At 50.4% G+C, this 18888-nt stretch carries 16 protein-coding genes; 13 read left to right on the forward strand and 3 right to left on the reverse strand.

What is annotated here, in order from left to right:
- Positions 1-3 precede the first annotated feature (3 nt).
- Complete coding sequence (lgt, locus tag ACJJIY_RS03195) at positions 4-855, reverse strand: prolipoprotein diacylglyceryl transferase (protein ID WP_413665894.1); 852 nt, start codon at positions 853-855, stop codon at positions 4-6.
- A gap of 88 nt (positions 856-943) precedes the next feature.
- Between lgt and ACJJIY_RS03200 the strand changes: the two genes are divergently transcribed.
- The 5 genes from ACJJIY_RS03200 to mepK all read left to right on the forward strand — a co-directional run bounded on the left by ACJJIY_RS03200 (position 944) and on the right by mepK (position 8174).
- A complete protein-coding gene (locus tag ACJJIY_RS03200) occupies positions 944-1765 on the forward strand; it encodes an NRDE family protein (protein ID WP_444907057.1) in 822 nt (273 codons plus the stop codon).
- A gap of 414 nt (positions 1766-2179) precedes the next feature.
- Complete coding sequence (locus ACJJIY_RS03205) at positions 2180-4132, forward strand: L,D-transpeptidase family protein (protein WP_444907056.1); 1953 nt, start codon at positions 2180-2182, stop codon at positions 4130-4132.
- Positions 4133-4319: 187 nt separating this feature from the next.
- Positions 4320-5543, forward strand: a complete 1224-nt coding sequence (locus ACJJIY_RS03210) for a L,D-transpeptidase family protein (RefSeq protein WP_444907055.1) — start codon at positions 4320-4322, stop codon at positions 5541-5543.
- A gap of 56 nt (positions 5544-5599) precedes the next feature.
- Positions 5600-6778: a L,D-transpeptidase family protein gene (locus ACJJIY_RS03215; RefSeq protein ID WP_445359087.1), complete on the forward strand. Its 1179-nt coding sequence runs from the start codon at positions 5600-5602 to the stop codon at positions 6776-6778.
- 862 nt (positions 6779-7640) lie between these two features.
- On the forward strand, positions 7641-8174 hold the full coding sequence (gene mepK / locus ACJJIY_RS03220; protein ID WP_282930973.1) for a peptidoglycan L,D-endopeptidase MepK: 534 nt from the start codon (positions 7641-7643) through the stop codon (positions 8172-8174).
- Positions 8175-8242: 68 nt separating this feature from the next.
- On the opposite strand, the gene ACJJIY_RS03225 is transcribed toward mepK, so the two are convergent.
- Both ACJJIY_RS03225 and ACJJIY_RS03230 read right to left on the reverse strand, forming a co-directional pair.
- Positions 8243-9427, reverse strand: coding sequence for an imelysin family protein (locus ACJJIY_RS03225; RefSeq protein ID WP_413663580.1), 1185 nt, complete (start codon positions 9425-9427; stop codon positions 8243-8245).
- A 42-nt stretch (positions 9428-9469) separates the two neighbouring features.
- A complete protein-coding gene (locus tag ACJJIY_RS03230; protein ID WP_445359644.1) occupies positions 9470-10138 on the reverse strand; it encodes a histidinol-phosphatase in 669 nt (222 codons plus the stop codon).
- A 338-nt stretch (positions 10139-10476) separates the two neighbouring features.
- Between ACJJIY_RS03230 and ACJJIY_RS03235 the strand changes: the two genes are divergently transcribed.
- From ACJJIY_RS03235 to ACJJIY_RS03270, 8 genes are all read left to right on the forward strand, one after another.
- Positions 10477-10983: an RNA pyrophosphohydrolase gene (locus ACJJIY_RS03235; protein ID WP_445359645.1), complete on the forward strand. Its 507-nt coding sequence runs from the start codon at positions 10477-10479 to the stop codon at positions 10981-10983.
- Positions 10984-11091: 108 nt separating this feature from the next.
- A complete protein-coding gene (gene ptsP / locus ACJJIY_RS03240) occupies positions 11092-13344 on the forward strand; it encodes a phosphoenolpyruvate--protein phosphotransferase (protein WP_445359088.1) in 2253 nt (750 codons plus the stop codon).
- Between the two features lie 1071 nt (positions 13345-14415).
- Entirely contained in the window at positions 14416-14763 is a 348-nt protein-coding gene (locus tag ACJJIY_RS03245; protein ID WP_445359089.1) for a hypothetical protein, read from the forward strand.
- 56 nt (positions 14764-14819) lie between these two features.
- Positions 14820-15770, forward strand: coding sequence for an IS5 family transposase (locus ACJJIY_RS03250; protein ID WP_444895065.1), 951 nt, complete (start codon positions 14820-14822; stop codon positions 15768-15770).
- 287 nt (positions 15771-16057) lie between these two features.
- Positions 16058-16501: a hypothetical protein gene (locus tag ACJJIY_RS03255; protein WP_445357965.1), complete on the forward strand. Its 444-nt coding sequence runs from the start codon at positions 16058-16060 to the stop codon at positions 16499-16501.
- A 541-nt stretch (positions 16502-17042) separates the two neighbouring features.
- Positions 17043-17351: a transposase gene (locus tag ACJJIY_RS03260; protein ID WP_444895975.1), complete on the forward strand. Its 309-nt coding sequence runs from the start codon at positions 17043-17045 to the stop codon at positions 17349-17351.
- Positions 17352-17359: 8 nt separating this feature from the next.
- Positions 17360-18205 carry an IS3 family transposase gene (locus ACJJIY_RS03265; RefSeq protein WP_445359090.1) on the forward strand — a complete coding sequence of 282 codons (846 nt, stop codon included), beginning with the start codon at positions 17360-17362 and terminating at the stop codon, positions 18203-18205.
- 50 nt (positions 18206-18255) lie between these two features.
- Positions 18256-18693, forward strand: a complete 438-nt coding sequence (locus ACJJIY_RS03270) for a hypothetical protein (protein ID WP_445359091.1) — start codon at positions 18256-18258, stop codon at positions 18691-18693.
- The last annotated feature ends 195 nt before the right edge of the window (positions 18694-18888 follow it).

Raw genomic sequence — 18888 nt, forward strand, 5'->3', positions numbered from 1 at the left:
CTGCTATGCTCCGCCTTTAACTCGGGAAGACCCTGCTTTCTTACCTTTCTGCTCAGTTCTCCCCTCGGGAAGCGGCTGAGTTTTATAACTCCACACCAGCAATGCGATGCCGGCAATAATCATCGGCAGGCTCAAAAGCTGCCCACGTGTCATCCATCCAAATAAATCAAAACCAATATGCCCATCGGGCTCCCGGACAAATTCCACCAGGAAGCGGAATACACCGTAGAGCGTCACGAACATACCACCCACCGCGAGTCGAGGGCGCGGCTTACTGGAGAACCACCAGAGCAGCGCAAAGAGAACCAGTCCCTCAAGGAAGGCTTGATACAGCTGGGATGGGTGCCGGACCAGAAGGTCCGGGTCCTTTGGAAAGACCATGCCCCAAGGGCCTTCAGTTTCACGCCCCCAAAGCTCCTGGCCAATAAAATTACCGATCCGCCCAAGCCCAAGACCGATGGGCACCAGAGGAGCAACGAAATCAATTAGAGCCGGGAAGGTTGTACCAATTTTACGCGCGTAGAGTGCCGTGGCCAACATTACCCCAATCAGCCCGCCGTGGAAGCTCATCCCCCCTTCCCACAGCCGAATCAGTGATATCGGGTCTTCGAGCAACTGGGGGAAGTTATAAAAGAACATGTACCCCAAGCGGCCACCGATAACGACACCAATGGCACAGTAGAGAATCAAGTCCTCAACTTCGGATTTAATAACCGGCGACCAGGGTTTGGCACTTCGGCGCAATGCCAACCACCAGGCCGCGACAAAGCCAGCCAAGTACATCAGCCCATACCAGTGCACTTTTAAGGGGCCTATTGCAAAGGCTACCGGGTCAATTTCGGGATAGGTCAGCATGGGGGAATCGCGATTGCCAATAAAGGGCGTATTATGGTCGTAAAGCCCCCCGCTGTGGAAGGGCAGCTTGCCCCTAGGGAACATCCCAATGTGTCTACTGCTATTCGCCTATCAATGCCACCCTAAATACCCGCTGCTGTTGATCGCCAATCGGGATGAGTTCTATCAAAGGCCAGCCGCCTCAGCTGCGCGCTGGCCAGGAACCGAGCTAATTGCGGGTAGAGACCTTGAAGCCCAGGGAACCTGGGCCGGCGTCTCCCCCGGTCGGGTCGCCGCTGTAACCAATATCCGGGAGCCTGGGACACCGGAACCTGTAGGAGCGCTATCCCGCGGGGAAATACCGCAGAAATTCCTCAGCCAACAAATTAGCCCTGAGCTTTTCATCCACTACCTGGAATCCCAGCAGTACCGGGGCTTTAACGCCCTGCTGTTTGATGTTGAGAATCAAAACACTCTCTTCTGTGCCGGAAACCGGCACAAGCCATTTACGTTTGAACCGGGTATTCACGGTATCTCCAACGGCGCACCGGACGAACCCTGGCCAAAGGTGGAGAGGGGCAAAGCGGGGCTGGCAGAAATAATACCTGCGGCCGACCAACTGGTAACAATCGAGAGCTTTGTGGAGCCAGCACTGGCACTGCTCAAAGATCGCACCCCCGCGCCGGACCAACAACTCCCCCATACCGGGCTACCACTGGAGATTGAGCGGGCGCTCTCTCCTATATTCATTCAAATTGATGCCGATAGCTCGGCGACAGAACCAATGCTTCGCAATGGAGGTTACGGCACCCGCGCGAGCACCGTAATCACCATCGACCAGAGGGGGTGTGGCCAACTTTGGGAGCAGACTTTTATACAGGGCAATGAAAATGGACCCCTGCGCTACTTCACTACCCAGTCGCCCAATTAAGCGGGCTCAATGCTAATGGCAGAGAAATTGTGCATAACTTTTTGTGCAAGCCTCTGCACCATATTCAAATAAGCCCCAGTAAACACGCCCCTTTTTCACCCATGAGCGAAAAATTTGGCGCAAAACTCATCATTCACAAATCCTTACTCTAAAAAGAATGAAGCGCCAAGCAAATTTTGCATTTATTGCCATACTTACTTTCACAGACTGAAGTTGGTTGAGTTTCGCGCAAGCAGGACACCGACATCAGTCTTAATAAAAGGAAGTCGCGCGGGACGCATGACACGTGCGAGTCACCGATAATATCCCTGAGTATCTGGATGGGCTCGCCACAGGTTGGGAAGGTATGAACGATCTGGCGCCCGGCATTTTCCAAAATATCGCACCGGGCCCCCGCAGAATCGCTGAGGTACCATGTCGTATTTCAACCCCGAGCATCGTAGACGCAAATCTGTACTTCCACTGCTGACACTGGGTAGCCTCTGTGTCTTCATTCTTTATTATGCTTTCGCAGCAAACCAGAAGACCGTACCCGTTTTACCGGAGAACGCTGTTCGCCCTCATTTAGTGCACTGGCTGGAGGAAAACCCCGATGCCTGGCCAGCCCAGGACCCCATTTTTAACCCCGCCGCTGTGCGCAAGATCTACCAGCGCACGGATTACCGCTTGCTTTGGTTCGATAACTACAGCCTAAGTGATAGTGCCAATGACCTGCTGAAACAACTCACAGCTGCCAGCTCCGGCAATCCGAGCAGCATGGTCGACTACCGCTACCACCTGGGGTACTTCGATCGCACCTTGCGCGATACACCTCAACGTCTGCAGATGGCAGCCGTATTGGATATCTTACTAACCGATGCCTTTGTGTCCTACGCGCAAGATACCCAGCTGGACAGGCTCAAGCCCAAAACCCGCCCGCGTCGGGGTGTCACACCGGTTCTGCGGGATAGCGAAGGTTTCCGCCTGGTTGCGACCAGCACCGCTCAACAGCAGGCTTCCAGTGAACCCAGCGGGCGCAAGTACTTCCGCGGATATGATCGCGCGGCCAATCTAGGCAGCAATGTTCGCAGCCGCTATTACTCGCGGGAATACAATGCGGATACTTCCGGCAATTACTCAGGACGCAATTATTCCGGTAGCACTCGCACCTATGAACGCAGTCGATACCGTTCCTATCGGGACAACAATAGTGGTTCGGGTTCTGGCAGTCGCGTTTATTACAATCAGGGGCGGTCAAATACTGCCGCCCCACCGGTGAGATCTGAAAATAGTGAGGGGCCTTACTACGAGGAAAACCGGCCCTATGGCAACGATGTAAGAGCGCTGCGCGGTGAGCTGCAACGGCTGCGCAAGATTTCCTCCAGCGGTCGCTGGCGTCCGATCCCGGCGGGCCCTGCCATGACCATGGGTGCACGCCACCCACATGTGGGCCTCCTGCGCAACCTGCTCTCCCTATACGGTGATTACCAGTCTTACTACAGCTACGGCGGCACTGATCGCAATCGCTTCGATCGGGGCCTTCACCAAGCGGTGGTGCGCTTCCAGAAACGTCACGGCCTGAGAGCAGATGGTATTGTCGGTCGCTCAACTCGCAAGCGCCTGAACTTATCCCCAGCTGCACGCGCCCGCATTGTGGAAATGAATATCAAGCGCCGCGAAGAGTTGCCGGAACAATTGGGCAGCCGTTTTATCCAGGTCAATATTCCCGCGTATCGTCTCAAATACGTGGAAAACGATCAGGTCAAACTGGCGATGAATGTGGTCGTCGGTAAGAAAAAACACGCAACGCCTGAAATAACCACCCGCGTCAGCAAGGTAGTCTTTAACCCCACTTGGACAGTACCGCGCAGTATCCTGGTAAATGAGATACTCCCCAAAGCTCGTAAAAACCCTGCGGGTATGGAAAAAATGGGATACCGGGTGATTAGCGGTAGGGGTGAAAAACTGCCCCTGACTCCGCAAAACCTATCTGCTGCAGGTTCGGGTTCCTACCTTATGCGCCAAATGGGCGGTGAGGAAAACATATTGGGACGTGTCAAATTTGAAATCCCCAATATTCACGACGTGTACCTGCACGATACGCGCGCGCGCAAACTTTTTTCCCTGACCTCACGGGGCTATAGCCATGGCTGCATCCGCCTGGAAAAACCCCGCCACTTGGCCGAAGCGCTGCTTCGTCCCCAAGGGGATTGGGATCAGTGGCGTATCGATCAATTGACCACAGGAGAGGAAACCACGGAAGTGGATATGTCCCAATTGGTGAAGGTTTATATCACCTACTGGACTGCCTGGGTCGATGGTCAGGGCAACCTGAACTTCCGCCCGGATATTTATGGCAAAGATGGACTGACCGATAATCAATTTTAAAAGAAACCGGGGCGGCTATACGTCGCCCCGGTTATAACCAAGGAATTATTGAGCGTGTTATTCCATTAATTAGCCTTTCTTAAGCAGCGCCATTCCTGAAAATTATTTAAAGACTATCAGTCACAAGTTATCAATGTGAGCACAGTGATAAATCTCACTGATTTCTCAGTGCTTGCAGGGGTGACTTATGGGTGCTGCCAACAATTCACTTTGCGCTTTTTTGCCACGCAACCAACTAACCTCCCTCAGGGCGAGTGCCGCTGCGATTGCCATAGCAATATCGCTAGGCATTCACTCACCACAAATACTCGCCGAAGCTCAAGATACCGTCGAACCTGACTTGATCGGCAGTCGCGATCCTTTTTTACCTCAGGGCAGGCAATTTTCCCTACTCAGCGAAGCGTTAGCACGCTACCAAACCCTGGCACAAGGTAATTACTGGAAACCGCTCAGTGCTGGACAACCTATCGCACCGGGCAGTCGCAGTCCCCGGGTTGCGCAATTGAGAAGCCTGTTAATGCTCTATGGTGATCACCACCCCGAAGAGTACGGAGCAGATACTTCTAAAGCAGATGTCTACGACAAAAAACTGCAGCAGGCCGTTAAACGGTTTCAGAAACGTCACGGATTAAAGCAAACGGCACTGGTTGATGAGGGAACCCGGAGTCGACTCAATACCCCGCCAGATAAAGTTGCCAAAATTCTGGCAGCGAATATTGAACGCTGGAAACAACTTCCCAAGGATTTAGGGCCTCGCTATATCATCGTGAATGTCCCGGAATTTAATTTGCGCCTAATTGAAGGCGATAAAGAGCAGTTCCGTATGCGTGTGGTTGTGGGAAAACCAAAACACAAAACACCGCAAATCGCTACCCGTATGACGCGACTGGAATTTAATCCTGTATGGCGTGTCCCGCCCAGTATTGCGCTGCGTGAACTTTTACCCAAGGGCAGCTCCGCACTGAGAGCTAAGGGTTATCGCCTAATGAATCATCGGGGCAGATCGGTGCCTTTTACTCGTGGAAATGTGGCTGCAGTGCGTAGAGGACAAGTTTCACTGCAACAAAAAGGCGGGCCGGGAAATGCTTTGGGAAGAGTGAAATTTGTTATCCCCAATCGGCAGGCCATTTTTCTCCACGACACAAATAGCAAGCATTTATTCAAAAAATCCCAAAGAGCCTTTAGCCACGGTTGTATTCGCCTGGAAAAACCATTGCAGTTTGCTCGCATGATGTTAGCCCAGCAAAACAAGTGGAGTGATGCCCGTATCAATCGCGCGCTGGGAAGTGGTCGCACCCATGGTGTTGCCCTTAAAAATCCCCTACCGGTTTATATCGCTTACTGGACTGCCTGGATCGATGAAAATGGGCAGCTTCAGTTTCGGCCGGATATCTATAACCGGGATCAGTAATAGGAGGTAGCGGAGTGAAGCGGATAAAGAGCTATAGGGACTACTGAGTTATCAGTATGGCAAATGGCCCATTCCAGCTCGGCATCGCCGCACTGATAAGCCTCATAATTGCCTCGGCCAGCCCTTTGAATGCTTCATTCACTGGGCAGACCGATGTCATTATTGAGCCAATCAGTTCAACCCAGCAATTGCGCGATACCGCTCAGGCCTACCGAGTGTTAGCGAAAAACTGGCGACCGATTGCCCAGGGGAAAACTTTACAGCCCGGAGACAAAGGCCCTCGTGTCCTGCAACTACGTAACTTGCTGGCAATTTATAAGGATTATCACGGTCAACCCGGGCCGCTTTCCGCCCCACAAAAAGACCCCCGAAGATTTGACAGTGCGCTCCAAGCTGCAGTGGAGCGCTTTCAGGAGCGTCACGGACTGAACGTTACAGGCATCGCCGATGAAGACACACTTGCAGCCTTGGCCGTATCTCCAATAGAGCGCGCTCAGCAAATGGAATTGAATGCATCCCGATGGGAGAAACTAAAGCTCCCTGAGGATGATCGCTACGTAATCGTTAATGTGCCTGACTATCGCTTACAGCTTATCGAAGATGGTTCAGTTGCTCTCGATATGAAAACCGTCGTAGGAAAAAGCAGCACGCGCACACCGGATATGCGCACACGAATAACCAATATTGTTTTCAGCCCAACCTGGACTGTCCCCCGAAGTATTCTTGTCACTGAGCTTTTGCCCAAGGCACGACACAACCCTACAGCTATGCACAAACGGGGTTATCGGGTAGTGCAATATCGCAGCGGTAAATCGTCCCCTATTACAGAGGAGACTATCGCCAAGGCAGCCGGTGGACACGCTACTTTGAGACAATTGAGTGGACCTGAGAATACCCTGGGGAAAGTGAAATTTGTTATCCCCAATAAGCAGGCTATTTTTCTCCATGACACCCAGGCTCAAAGCCTGTTTAAACTTCGCCAGCGGGCATTAAGTCACGGATGCGTTAGGCTACAAGCACCAGAAGAATTAGCTTATTTTCTTCTTCGTGACCAGGGGTGGGACAGAACCCGGGTAGCGCAGGCAGCCAATGGGCACGATGCTCTGAATGTAAAGGTGAAGGGATCACCCCGTATTTACATCGTTTATATGACCGCCTGGATAGATAGGGATGGGCGCCCCCAATTCCGCTCTGATATTTATCATCGTGACAAAGAACAGCCTTATCCAAATTAGGGAGCCTATCGGCAAGTGAAAAATATTAAGTATCGCTAAAGGATTTTGCCTGTTCTCATTTTCGCTGGCAGCGCTCTATAACGCTAAAGTTCTCCAAACAATAGAACTTGAAAGACACCGGTCAGAATAACCACCTAAGCAAGTTTGATTTAATTTTTCAAAGCACTGCTCACATTCCTATTTAAACCCTGGCCTTGGTTTGGAAACTACATCCTTGTCATTAAAAAATTAGAGCTTTGCCATATTCACAACCGTGGTAGCAATACTGGCCGGATCTTATTTTTCCAGGTTTCTTTTTATCGCCTGCTGCTAATGGCAGGCTCCAGGAAGTTGAGATCAATACGCCCCCCCAAATATAGGGCGGTCCTGGATGCCGGATAACCTAAACAGCTGAATGTCCGGAGAAATACTACGCTAGCAGAACCCAATCTGCATGTATATACATGTACATACAAATTCTTATCTTCTATATATCTAGGTTGTCCTCTGTATATAGATGGGTAAACCAGCCACTAATAAAGAAGGCTATCGAGCTCATGACCGAAGAGGTGATCGGATAGCTCCCAAGTACACTGACGAAACCGCCCGATGAAACTTATAAGTCGCAGAAAAATAATTTTTTAGTGATTAGCGTGCAATGACAACGCTGTCTCCAATCTATTCAGCACTATCGACTGATCAGCAATAAAATTTCCAATTTCAGGTAGCAGAAAAGAAAAAATATACCACCCAGGCTATCTAATTATTTCCGAATTAGCAGCTTCAGGTTTGTAACAGCTGGTTATTTTTTGTACATTTTCCGCCGTACCCGGTTGCGCCAACTAAGGCAAACCGACGAGAGATTTAACGACGAGGCGGAATTATGAAGAATCCATCCAGACGTCGATTCCTGGCAGTGACCTGCGCAACTGCGGCGGCCGTCAGCGCCGGACCGACTTTCGCAAAAGTAGGTAGCTCCCGCACCCTGAAAATGCGCAACCTGCACACCGGGGAGAAGCTGGAGGCCGCCTACTGGACCAACGGAGATTACAGCAGCGGAGGCCTGAAGCAGTTCAACAAATTGCTTCGTGACCACCGCGCCAACGAAGTGACCCGAATGGACCCCAAGCTTCTAGATATCGTCTACAAGCTGAAGGAGAAGTTCAATTACAACGGCACCATTGAGATTATCTCTGGATACCGTTCACCTAAAACCAATGCCAAGCTGCGTGCAGCTGGCCGAGGCGTAGCGAAACGCAGTTACCACACACGTGGTATGGCCTTGGATATCCGTATGCCGGGAGTGTCCCTGTCGAAGTTGCGCCAGGCAGCACTCAACCTGAAAGCGGGCGGTGTCGGATACTACCCGAAGAGTAACTTCGTACACGTGGATACTGGCCCTGTACGTCGCTGGTAATCCCCACCCAACAGATACAAAAAACCCGGCAGTCGCCGGGTTTTTTGTTATGCCTGTGAGAGCAAGATTTATTCACCATCAACCGGTAAGCTAACCGGCATCACATCCTGATCGGATACTGGCACTTGGGTAGTACCTGCCATCAACCCGGCGATACGTTCCAGAAGTTTGCGTGCCTGGGCCAATTGGGTCAGCTCCGCCAGCTCAATCGGGTCTTCCATTTGCAACAACAAGCTCTCGAAATCCACAAAAGCCTGCTCTAAAGCCGTCACCTGATGTCGATCCAGCAACAGCTCCGCCAAGCCGCCCCCACCGGTGGGAATCCAGTTTGACTGGAGAGTTGCCATAATTGCCAATATCGCCTGCTTTGAATCCGCAGCACGGCTACTTTCCACATCGCTCTCGGAACTCTCCGGCAACCTGCGCAACAGCTGCTCATCAATCACCCGGGTGTGCGATGCACGGATTTGCTGCAATCGGGCAACCGGTCCAAGGGATAGATAGGGCCGCGACAGGCTGTTGGCTGCCGTCGGCCAACGGCGGGCCAAGCCTGCCATATCCTCTTCCACACCTTTAACGATCAAGCGGGTTAGTTCACGGCGCCGATTGACGGCCAGGGCCTCGGGTTTTTCCCCATCGGACTTAGCTAAAAACTGCTCCGCAACCCGCTCGCTGGTGGGCCCCCAGAGCATAATTTCCAGGGCGTGAAAACCGGTGCTGGCCTCTTCATGTGCCGTCAAGCGGTGCTGCTTGCGCAGGTTCGTTAAAGTCAGATCAATGGCCGTATCGTTAACGATACCGCTCTCAGAATAACCCGGCACTGTATCCAGGTAGCCCGCCTGGGCCGGCCAACTATCTACTGATAACAGTAATTTTCTACCCTGGCTGCGCAACTCTCCCGAAGAAAAAGCCAACTGGATATAAGGCAATGCAGCAGCAAATTCCCTGTGGGCATCCAGCCAGGCAAGCCTGGCATTTTCTAACTTATTTTCATTCGGCTGAGCCAGGAGACCATCCACTTCACGCTGCAGAGTTTCAACAGCGGCATGGGCGTGGATAACCTGGGCCTCACCCGCCTGCCAAATTGCCAGGGATAACTCGGTCGCAGCCTTTTCATTCACAGGTTGCGGCGCAATACTTTGTTGCGATACCTGCTGCGGTTTTTCTACCGCTTTTTGCTCACAGGCAGAAAGTCCGGCCAGGGCCCCAATTAAAACAGCCAGGGCCCGGTACTGGATAATAGATCCGTTCACTCAATTCCCCATCTTGTGCATTTCACAAATACTGGCAAGCACCTACTCACTCTCTTCCCGCAAACTGATCACCGGCCAGCCGCGAGCCTCAGCTTCTGCGCGCAGGCGATTATCCGGGTCCACCGCAATTGGGTGCTCAACTTCGCCCAGTAAGGGCAGATCATTGATGGAGTCACTGTAGAACCACTTTTCACTGTTGGCGTATTCCGGATTGTGGGCCAACCATTGGCGCAACCGGACAACTTTCCCTCCCTGGTAACAGGGTTCACCAACGACCTTCCCGGTGAACCGCCCCTCATCCTCCTCTGGCTCAGTGGCCAGCAGGGTATCGACACCGAGGCGCGAGGCAATGGGTTCAACCACAAAGCGATTGGTCGCAGTGATAATCATGATGTGGTGGCCTTTGCGGCGGTGTTCGCCGATTAACTCCTGGGCCCGAGGCAGCCACAATTCACTGATAACTTCCTGCATAAACTCGCTTTGCAAGTTATCCAATTGACCACGGGAAAGCTGAGCCAGGGGCTCCAAGGCAAATTCCAGGTAGGCAAAAATATCCAATTCACCGCGCTGGTAATCTTGATAAAAGCGATCGTTAGCCGAGCGGTAACGGGTCCCGTCGACATGTTCACGCTCCACCAGAAATTCGCCCCAGGCATGATCGCTATCACCACCTATCAGCGTGTTATCCAGATCAAAGATTGCCAAGTGCACCGTCGACTCTCCCATAACTATAGGTTCCCCATAAGCATTTGACCGCCAGGAAGCCGGAAACGTCCCCTGCGCGGCCGCTAATTTTACCTTGCGCCGCACGACAGCACACGGACTGCGTCACTGAATTGCTGTAAACCCCCCGCTGTGGAACAATGCAGAACAAGTAAGTGCAGCGCACGGCCGCACACAACAGTATTGAGGATGGTATTTTGGGCGACGGCAAGCCGGCACAGGCCGGACGAAAGAACCGCCGTAAGCCCGCCAAGCATTCGAATCGCAATGATAAAGCCCCGGCCGGTAACAAGAACCGGGGCACGAGTGGCGAGAGCAGCAGCAATATCGATGCCGAGGGGTTCCGCCCCAATGTCGGTATTATCGTGCTCAACGCCCGCGGTCAGGCACTGTGGGCGCGGCGGGTAGGTGGCAAGGACGCCTGGCAATTTCCCCAGGGTGGTATTAATCCGGGCGAAACCCCTGAACAGGCGCTATATAGGGAACTGTACGAGGAAGTAGGCCTTACTCGCGATCAAGTCAGTATGATTGCCTGTACTCGAGGCTGGCTGCGTTATCGCCTGCCTCAAAGGCTGATTCGACGTCGCTCCGAACCACTGTGCATCGGGCAAAAGCAAAAGTGGTACCTGCTGAAGCTCGAGGCAGAAGAGGCCTCTATCAGCTTCGACAATGGTTACAAACCTGAATTCGACCACTGGCGCTGGGTAAGCTACTGGCATCCACTGAGTAAGGTGGTGACCTTTAAGCGTGAAGTATACCGGCGCGCACTAACCGAGCTGGCCCCACAACAAATACAGCTGGAGAGACGCTGGCTGCGCGGACAGGACAGCTGACCGCACAGGGTAGTTAGCAGCGTATCTTCACAAAATGGCCCCGATCAGCATCGAAATTCTACTTTCCGGGGCCATCGAATTTCTCCGTTGATTGGCGAGGACAGGCCATTGCTCGGATCTCTGCGCAGTATCGTTCAGGAAGTAAATGCCGCCCGGAACCTCACCGCGGTGCTGGAAATCATTGTGCATCGCGTGCGGGAAATCATGCACACCCGCGTCTGCTCCGTATACCTGCGCGACAAGCAACACGGCAACTATGTCCTGATGGCCACCGATGGCCTCAACCCCAAAGCGGTTGGCCAGGTCCACCTGGCCCCCGGCGAGGGACTGGTGGGCAATGTAGTTACCCGCGAAGAGCCGATTAACCTGGAAAGGGCCGAAGCCCACCCCGCCTTCCAATATTTCCCCTCTACAGGAGAAGAGCGCTTCAGCGCCTTTCTCGGCACACCGATTATTCACCACCGCGCCGTACTGGGTGTCCTAGTTGTGCAGCAAGAAGAGAAGCGCCGATTCGACGAGTGGGAGGAAGCTTTTCTGGTCACACTCTCGGCGCAGCTCGCCGGCGTTATCGCCCACGCTGAGGCCACCGGTCTTCTCGCCTGTATTGGCAAGCAACAACGGGAAACTCACTTTTCCGGCATTGCCGCATCCCCCGGTGTGGCTATCGGGCGGGTACATATTGTCACCCCGCATGCGAATCTCGGCACAGTGCCCTACTCCGAATGCGAGGATGTGGACACTGAACTAGCCCTGTTTCAACAGGCCCTGACTGCCGCCCAAGAGGAAATTCGCGAAGTCGGTGAGCGCCTGAAGAGCGACCTCAGCCCCGAGGAACGGGCGCTATTCGATGCCTATATCAGCATGTTGGATGACAGCTCCCTCGCCGTCGAGGTGTGCGATCGCATCCAACAACAGCTCAGTGCCCAGCGGGCCTGGGCCGAAGTTATGTTGGAACATGTGCGGCGCTTTGAAGCCATGTCCGACTCCTACTTTCGCGATAGGGCTGCCGATGTTCGCGACCTGGGCGCCCGAGTGCTGATGCACCTGCGGCAACAGCAGCAGAGCGACCGGGACTTCCCCGATAACACCATCCTGATCGGCGAAGAGCTAACCGCAGCGGTATTGGCAGAAGTGCCCAGGGAAAAGCTGATCGGAGCCGTATCGGTTAAAGGCTCCTCTAACAGCCATGTGGCTATTATTGCCCGAGCCATGGGACTGCCCGCAGTAATGGGAGTCCAGGACCTGCCCTACGAAACCATCGACGGTGTCGATATGGTGGTGGATGGCTATCGAGGCGATTTGCATATTCACCCCGGCGCAGAACTCAAGCGCCGCTACGACGATATTGTTGCAGAAGAGCAGCAACTGGCCCGCAACCTGGACCACCTGGCTCAACTCCCGGCAATCACCTCCGATGGCCATCGCATTCGCCTGATGGTAAATACCGGGCTGATGGCCGATGTTGTTCGCTCCCTGGAGCGCGGCGCTGAAGGAGTAGGACTTTTCCGCACCGAAGTACCTTTCCTATTGCGAGACCGTTTCCCCTCCGAGGAAGAGCAGCGGGAAATTTACCGGGAGCAACTGGAAGCCTTTGCCCCCCTGCCCGTCACTATGCGCACCTTGGATATTGGCGGCGATAAAGCACTGGCCTATTTCCCGATCGAGGAAACCAATCCCTTTCTGGGGTGGCGTGGCATTCGCGTAACTCTTGACCACCCGGAAATATTCCTGGCGCAAGTACGCGCCATGATGAAAGCCAGCCTGGGGCTAAATAACCTGCGGATTATGCTCCCCATGATCAGCGGCCTGAACGAGCTCGAAGCCGCGCGCAAACTGGTGGAAAGAGCCTACCGGGAGCTGCTTGAGGAAGGTTACGAAATCGTTATGCCCCCACTCGGGGTAATGGTAGAGGTGCCCTCTGCCGTCTACCAAGTGCGAGAACTCGCCGTACATGCAGATTTTATATCAGTAGGCAGTAATGACCTCACTCAATATCTCCTGGCGGTGGATCGTAATAACAGCCGCGTAGCCAATATTTACCACGCCCTGCACCCAGCAGTATTGCGCGCTTTACAGGAAATCGTAACGGCAGCCCATGCCGTTGGCACCAAAGTTGGGATTTGCGGAGAACTAGCAGGAGAACCTAGCGGTGCATTGTTATTAGTAGCCATGGGCTACGATATGCTATCGATGAACGCCACTAACTTACCGCGAATAAAAGCTACGCTACGCGCCGTTAGCCGAGCTGATATTGAGCTGCTCCTGCAACAGGTTTTGCAGATGAATAGCCCCGAGCAAATTGAAAGTACCGTGAAAGGGTTTCTTAATGAGGCAGGGTTGAAGGTCACTTTGCAGCCGTAAATGATGAGGTATTTAAATCTAAATTTACCCGATTTTATAAAGCCTGAGTTAAATATCTAACAACCAAACCGTTTGTCCCTCGCAACAGCAAGATATTTGCCCAAGCGACTAACGAAGAGCTATATCGCTCAACCTTATTCTGACCCACCAAATAGCTTCTCAATGTTTCCTAATCCTTAAGCTGCTTTTCAGAAATGGCAAGCTCACTTTATTTTTAAGTGTGTCAATGGAATAGCAGAATATCCCCCACCAAAAGAAAAAAACAAATAACTACTAAATACACGTGATACTCAATTAGTACACTCAAAGCAAAAAAATGCCTAACCCTTCACAACACTCAACCCTGAAGCCTTGGCCTCATCACAATTCTAAATTTCCGATAATTCTGACAAGTTAGTGAATGCCAGCTCAGGTAATTATGATCATTTTGACCGTTATTTTTTAGCTTCACGTAGAATGTGTAGAAATACATTACAAATCAGTAAGTTATAAGTTGAGTTAAAAACCGGGATAGTAGTCAAAGTGATCATTTTTGTAGTTTGTACTTTAGTAGTAATTACATCTAACTCTATGGTTTTAATTTAAAATTTTCATTACAGCGGGAAAATTGATTCTGAAATAGTAATCATGATAAAAGTGGTCAGAATGAATACTATATAAATGTTATTGGTCGCTCGCTCCAGTTTTGCGGGGGTTCAATAAAGAATAGCAGGTAATTATTAGGTTGCTGTATAAAAAAACAGTATTGGCGGGAAAGCCCATAGCCAACGGTTCGACCTTCATGTAAGCTTCGAAGCTTCAGCGACGCTCGCATAACGAAGTTAATGCGGACGGCGCAGCCGCTTCGAAGCAAGGCCGCGAACCTAGTGCTGCTAGTTTCTCTCTCCGAATCGTGGTAGACAATAAAAGAAAGATATTTGTAGTGGATTTGTACACAGTGCCACGAGCAACAAATAACAACCCGATTATGCGGAAACCTAAAAATTGTCATTCCCTTTGCTTGCACAAAGGCACTGCCAACTTTCTTAACGGTTCCGCATATCTATTTTCGTTAGCCGTAAGAAGTAGCTCATGGATAAATACGAGATTAAAGAATTAATAGGCGATTACTTAGAAGGAATTGTATCCCTGGATAGTCTAGACGGGTTGATTCAAACGGTATTACTTGGTCCCGTTGAAACTAGTCAAGGACTACAACGCTATTACATTGATATAGATACTTTACTGCTTGATAATATCGATACTTCAGAGGCAATTTGGAGTCTTGGGGAAGATGAAACCTATAAAGGCAAAGAATCAGAAATTGTCTTTTTCGAAGAGTTAAACCATCTTCGGGGAGTAAGGAAAAGAATATTGTCTCAAGAGGATGGTATTGCTAAATGGCAGCGTATCGAGTTAAAAGTATTAAGGAACCTCTGAATAATTCCAAGCCAATATTGGTAATATTCACCTACCCATCAAGACTACGATGAATTATGCACCAAGTCACCTTTGCCGAAGCAGAATATAAGCTAAAGCGCCGTATAACTCGCCGAGAGAAGTTTCTTTCTCAAATGGAAGCCCTCATCCCATGGCAGCGACTAGAAGCTCAGATCACTCCTTGCTATCCACAAGGCAAACGTGGCCGACAGCCATATCCATTGAGTGTCATGCTCCGTATTCATTGCATGCAGCTATTTTATAATCTCAGTGATCCCGCTATGGAGGATGCACTGTATGAAATTGAATCCATGCGTAGTTTTGCTGGATTGACTTTGAGCGGCCCAATTCCCGATGAAACAACGATTCTTAACTTTCGCCACTTACTGGAGCTCAATCAGCTAGGTGCAGCTCTTTTTGATGAAATCAACAAGCATCTTGCTGAGAATGGCATGGTACTGCGTGAAGGTACGATTGTAGATGCCACTATTATCTCTGCGCCAACTTCAACCAAGAATAAAAAGAAAAAACGTGATCCAGAAATGCATCAAACAAAGAAAGGCAATCAGTGGCATTTTGGAATGAAAATGCATATCGGGGTTGATGATGTGCTCGGAGTAATACATAGCATAGATACAACAGCAGCGAATTCGCATGATGTCACAACTACAGAGCGAGTTCTCCACGGGGAGGAGAAAAGAATCTGGGGAGACTCTGGGTACATTGGTGCGGAGAAACGTGAAGAGTTGAAAGAGCGGGAGGCGGATTGGTATATAGCAATGAAGCCGAGCAAGCTAAAAACTCTTCCAGGGCGTGATGCACTTCGTAAAGCGGAAAAGATCAAGGCGCAGATAAGAGCGAAGGTCGAGCACCCCTTCCGCTACATCAAACGGGTATTTGGTTATGACAAGGTCCGCTATCGGGGACTGGTAAAAAATACTGAGAGGCTGTGCTTACTGGCAGGCTTTACCAACTTAATAATAGGGAGAAAATACTTGGCTGCCTAGGGGTGGTTCGCCTGAAATCCACCTATTGAGGGTTTCAGATGAAAAATTAGTGGACTATTACGCGCAAATTACGCGTTTGTGCGTAATAAAGTGAATTTTTCAAGCAGCTCAGCTTAATTCTGGAAAAATGCTTCGTTGATCAGAGGGTCCCTAAATAGAATCGATGAATTACATGGCTAACAAGTCACTCCAGCTGACGTTTTTTCCGTCGCTCCTTTTTGTGCTTATAGCACAAACGGACTCCTTCAAAAACGCAGCTGAGTGAAGCGTTAAGTTTTAATCAGATTATGCGTAAATTTTTAGTTTTAATATTCTTGGTTTCTTTTTCCGCTAATGCAGTAGAGGATGTGGCTCGCCCCATTACACATGTTGGTATGTCTGGCGAATTTAGAGGCCTGAGTTATAAGGCGAGCTTGGAGGTTTCAAGTGTAGAGATATCGACTTACCCGCACAGAGTTCACTATAAACTTGAGGGAGTGAGTTTTGAGCTAGGCGGCAAAGAAATCCAAATACCAAAAATAGATTTTAAGCCGGTAACATATATTGATCTTGGCCAAGTATTCGTATTGGGTAGCGCAAATGATATTCTTTATTTGCAACTACCGGTATCACCAGATGATCGTAGTTACGTTCGTCTCGTGTTTCAACATGGTGAATACAAGGGAACCATTGAGCATCTGTATTCAGTTGAACACAAGAATAAAACCAAGGGCGTAAAGTGGTACCAGTAAAACTTAACAAGCAGCAGCACGAATGCCCGGCAAAAGACGCCGGGCAGGACGGCCTACATTGCGCTTCGCTTCATTTCGGCCGCCCGTGTGCTGAGCGTTATTGTGGCGGCCGATTTTCAGATGTTCTGTAGCTGCTGCAAGCATCAATCTCTATCTGAGCACTTTTTTCTGAGAGTTTTCCTGCAATTTGGTACTGCAGTTTCGTTCCAGTGCCATCGTTTTAAGTCAGCAAGCCCTGCAAGCCAGCTACGCCATCATGGAGTGCCAATCAGATAGTTAACCGGTTGGGAAAGTATGGTATTTTCCCCTTTAAATTTATCGGGCAGTGGCCAGCCAAAGTTGGCTGGTAGAGAGCAAGTAGGTGGTTCAGTGCGCGCCAGCCATAACCAGGCTAGTCAAGCTCGCCCAACCCCTCCGGGGCTGGGCTGGACAGCCTACGCGTTGCTTCGGCTGCCCTTGCTAGCGGCGTTAGCGTCAAGACTTACCCACGTTTAGTAGACACCCTGTATAGTTAGGTTTAGGCCTAACACGGAGGTGTATCATGGGTAAGAAAAGAACTCAGGCGTATACGGAGGAGTTCCGCAGAGAAGCAGTTAAGAGAGCGGAAAAGCCTGGAGCAACAACGGCTTCTGTGGCGCGAGAGCTAGGCGTCAGCGCACAGCAGATCTACAACTGGCGTCGTCAATTTAATCGACTGTCTGATAAGCAGTTCAATAGTTTAGACGGTGTCGACTATTCCAAACAGGAAAGCGCTGAAGTTCGCAAACTCAAGAAGGAGCTGCATGAAGCTCGTCAGGAGGTTGAGTTTCTAAAAAAGGCAGCTGCGTACTTTGCGAACCACCAAGAGTAAAGTACGCATTGATACAAGAGCATGTAGGGTCATTCCCGGTTAGCTTGATGTGTCGGTGTTTAGAAGTCTCAAGATCGGGTTATTATCGATGGCGGGGGCGATTGCCATCTGCTCGCACGATTAGAGAGATACGAACAATCGAGAAAATCCGAGAGACGTTTGCTGAGTTTAAAGGTCGTTATGGCGCGCCTAGAATTGCTTGCGAGCTTCAAGAGTTAGGCGAGTCATGCTCGCGGAACTACGTCGCTAAGCTTATGCAACAGGAACATATTAAAGCGAGAAACGGCAAAGGCTTTCGATATAGTCAGCCCGTGGAGGGGAGCATTAACGTCTCCGCCAACTTACTTAAGCGTTGCTTTGATGTGGATCGACCAAATTGCCGCTGGACCAGTGACATTACGTATATCTGGGTTCTGGATAGGTGGCTATACCTCGCGGTAGTTATGGATCTGTACTCTCGACGTATTGTAGGTTGGGCATTCGACTCCCAGATGACCGATGAATTGACACGTCGAGCATTGAAAATGGCCCTAGAGCGACGACCAATAAAGCCTGGACTGCTAGTTCACCCTGACAGGGGTGTGCAATATCGATCGCAGAAATACCAGGATCTCTTGTCCGAAAGCAAGTGCAAGCCGAGCATGAGTCGCCAGGCTAACTGTTGGGATAATGCGGCAATGGAATCATTCTTTAGCAGGCTAAAAGTCGAGCTGGTCTATGCCAGAACATTCGAAAGCGAAGAGCAAGCAAAATCTGAGGTGTTTGAATACATTGAGATTTTCTACAATAGGGTTCGTAGGCACTCTGCATTGGGCTATGTAAGTCCAGCAGAGTATGAGCGAAAATACGTATAGTTAGAGTGTCTACTTTTTGTGGGCAAGACCACGTCATAAGAGCGATAAGTATGAAAGTTGTACAAACTCGTGTCCAAGGGCTTATCTATAGATTAGATAACTTAGTCCCCCCTCTAATTGGTATCTGCTTGATGTCGATTGCAATGGTATTTTTTGGAAAGGATATTCCTCAAAATTATATAAAACTCTACGTGACAGGACTTTTCACCATTCCAATTGGGGTAACAGTTTGGCTCGCAGTATTTAATAGTGGTAAGTCTAAGGTCGAGGAGTACTCATTTTCAGTTACTGAAGATGCAATAGTTTTTCGTAGCTTGTCAGGATCTGGCTACATGCCTATCTCTGAGTATAAGGATTATGTAGTTAAGGGGTGGTGGCCAATGACTATTTGCATAATAGGCAGTAAAAGCAGCATAAAATTTAGTCAGACTGTGTTCTCTGCAAAACAAATTAATCAAATAAAGAATGAGCTAGATCGGTTGCGCTAACAAACGCAAGTAGTCGACTCGCTACGCTCACGGCTGTTGCGGGCGTTATTGTGGCGGTCGGTTTTATTGATTTTTCGTGGTAACTGAAGGTTTCGTGCCACTAAATAGCATCTGGTATTGAGCAATTTTACTGATTGCTATTCAGGCAGTTTCGCTCCAAGAGTGTTCGCTCGGGTGTTGTAAAAAAAGGCAGTC

It is taken from the genome of Microbulbifer maximicatervae (SeqCode) (assembly GCF_052468155.1).

What these genes read in the sequence shown, in the direction of transcription:
- lgt (WP_413665894.1), bottom strand. Translation starts at nt 855, where the DNA reads ATGCTGACCTATCCCGAAATTGACCCGGTAGCCTTTGCAATAGGCCCC.
- ACJJIY_RS03200 (WP_444907057.1), top strand. Translation starts at nt 944, where the DNA reads ATGTGTCTACTGCTATTCGCCTATCAATGCCACCCTAAATACCCGCTG.
- ACJJIY_RS03205 (WP_444907056.1), top strand. Translation starts at nt 2,180, where the DNA reads ATGTCGTATTTCAACCCCGAGCATCGTAGACGCAAATCTGTACTTCCA.
- ACJJIY_RS03210 (WP_444907055.1), top strand. Translation starts at nt 4,320, where the DNA reads ATGGGTGCTGCCAACAATTCACTTTGCGCTTTTTTGCCACGCAACCAA.
- ACJJIY_RS03215 (WP_445359087.1), top strand. Translation starts at nt 5,600, where the DNA reads ATGGCAAATGGCCCATTCCAGCTCGGCATCGCCGCACTGATAAGCCTC.
- mepK (WP_282930973.1), top strand. Translation starts at nt 7,641, where the DNA reads ATGAAGAATCCATCCAGACGTCGATTCCTGGCAGTGACCTGCGCAACT.
- ACJJIY_RS03245 (WP_445359089.1), top strand. Translation starts at nt 14,416, where the DNA reads ATGGATAAATACGAGATTAAAGAATTAATAGGCGATTACTTAGAAGGA.
- ACJJIY_RS03250 (WP_444895065.1), top strand. Translation starts at nt 14,820, where the DNA reads ATGCACCAAGTCACCTTTGCCGAAGCAGAATATAAGCTAAAGCGCCGT.
- ACJJIY_RS03255 (WP_445357965.1), top strand. Translation starts at nt 16,058, where the DNA reads ATGCGTAAATTTTTAGTTTTAATATTCTTGGTTTCTTTTTCCGCTAAT.
- ACJJIY_RS03260 (WP_444895975.1), top strand. Translation starts at nt 17,043, where the DNA reads ATGGGTAAGAAAAGAACTCAGGCGTATACGGAGGAGTTCCGCAGAGAA.
- ACJJIY_RS03270 (WP_445359091.1), top strand. Translation starts at nt 18,256, where the DNA reads ATGAAAGTTGTACAAACTCGTGTCCAAGGGCTTATCTATAGATTAGAT.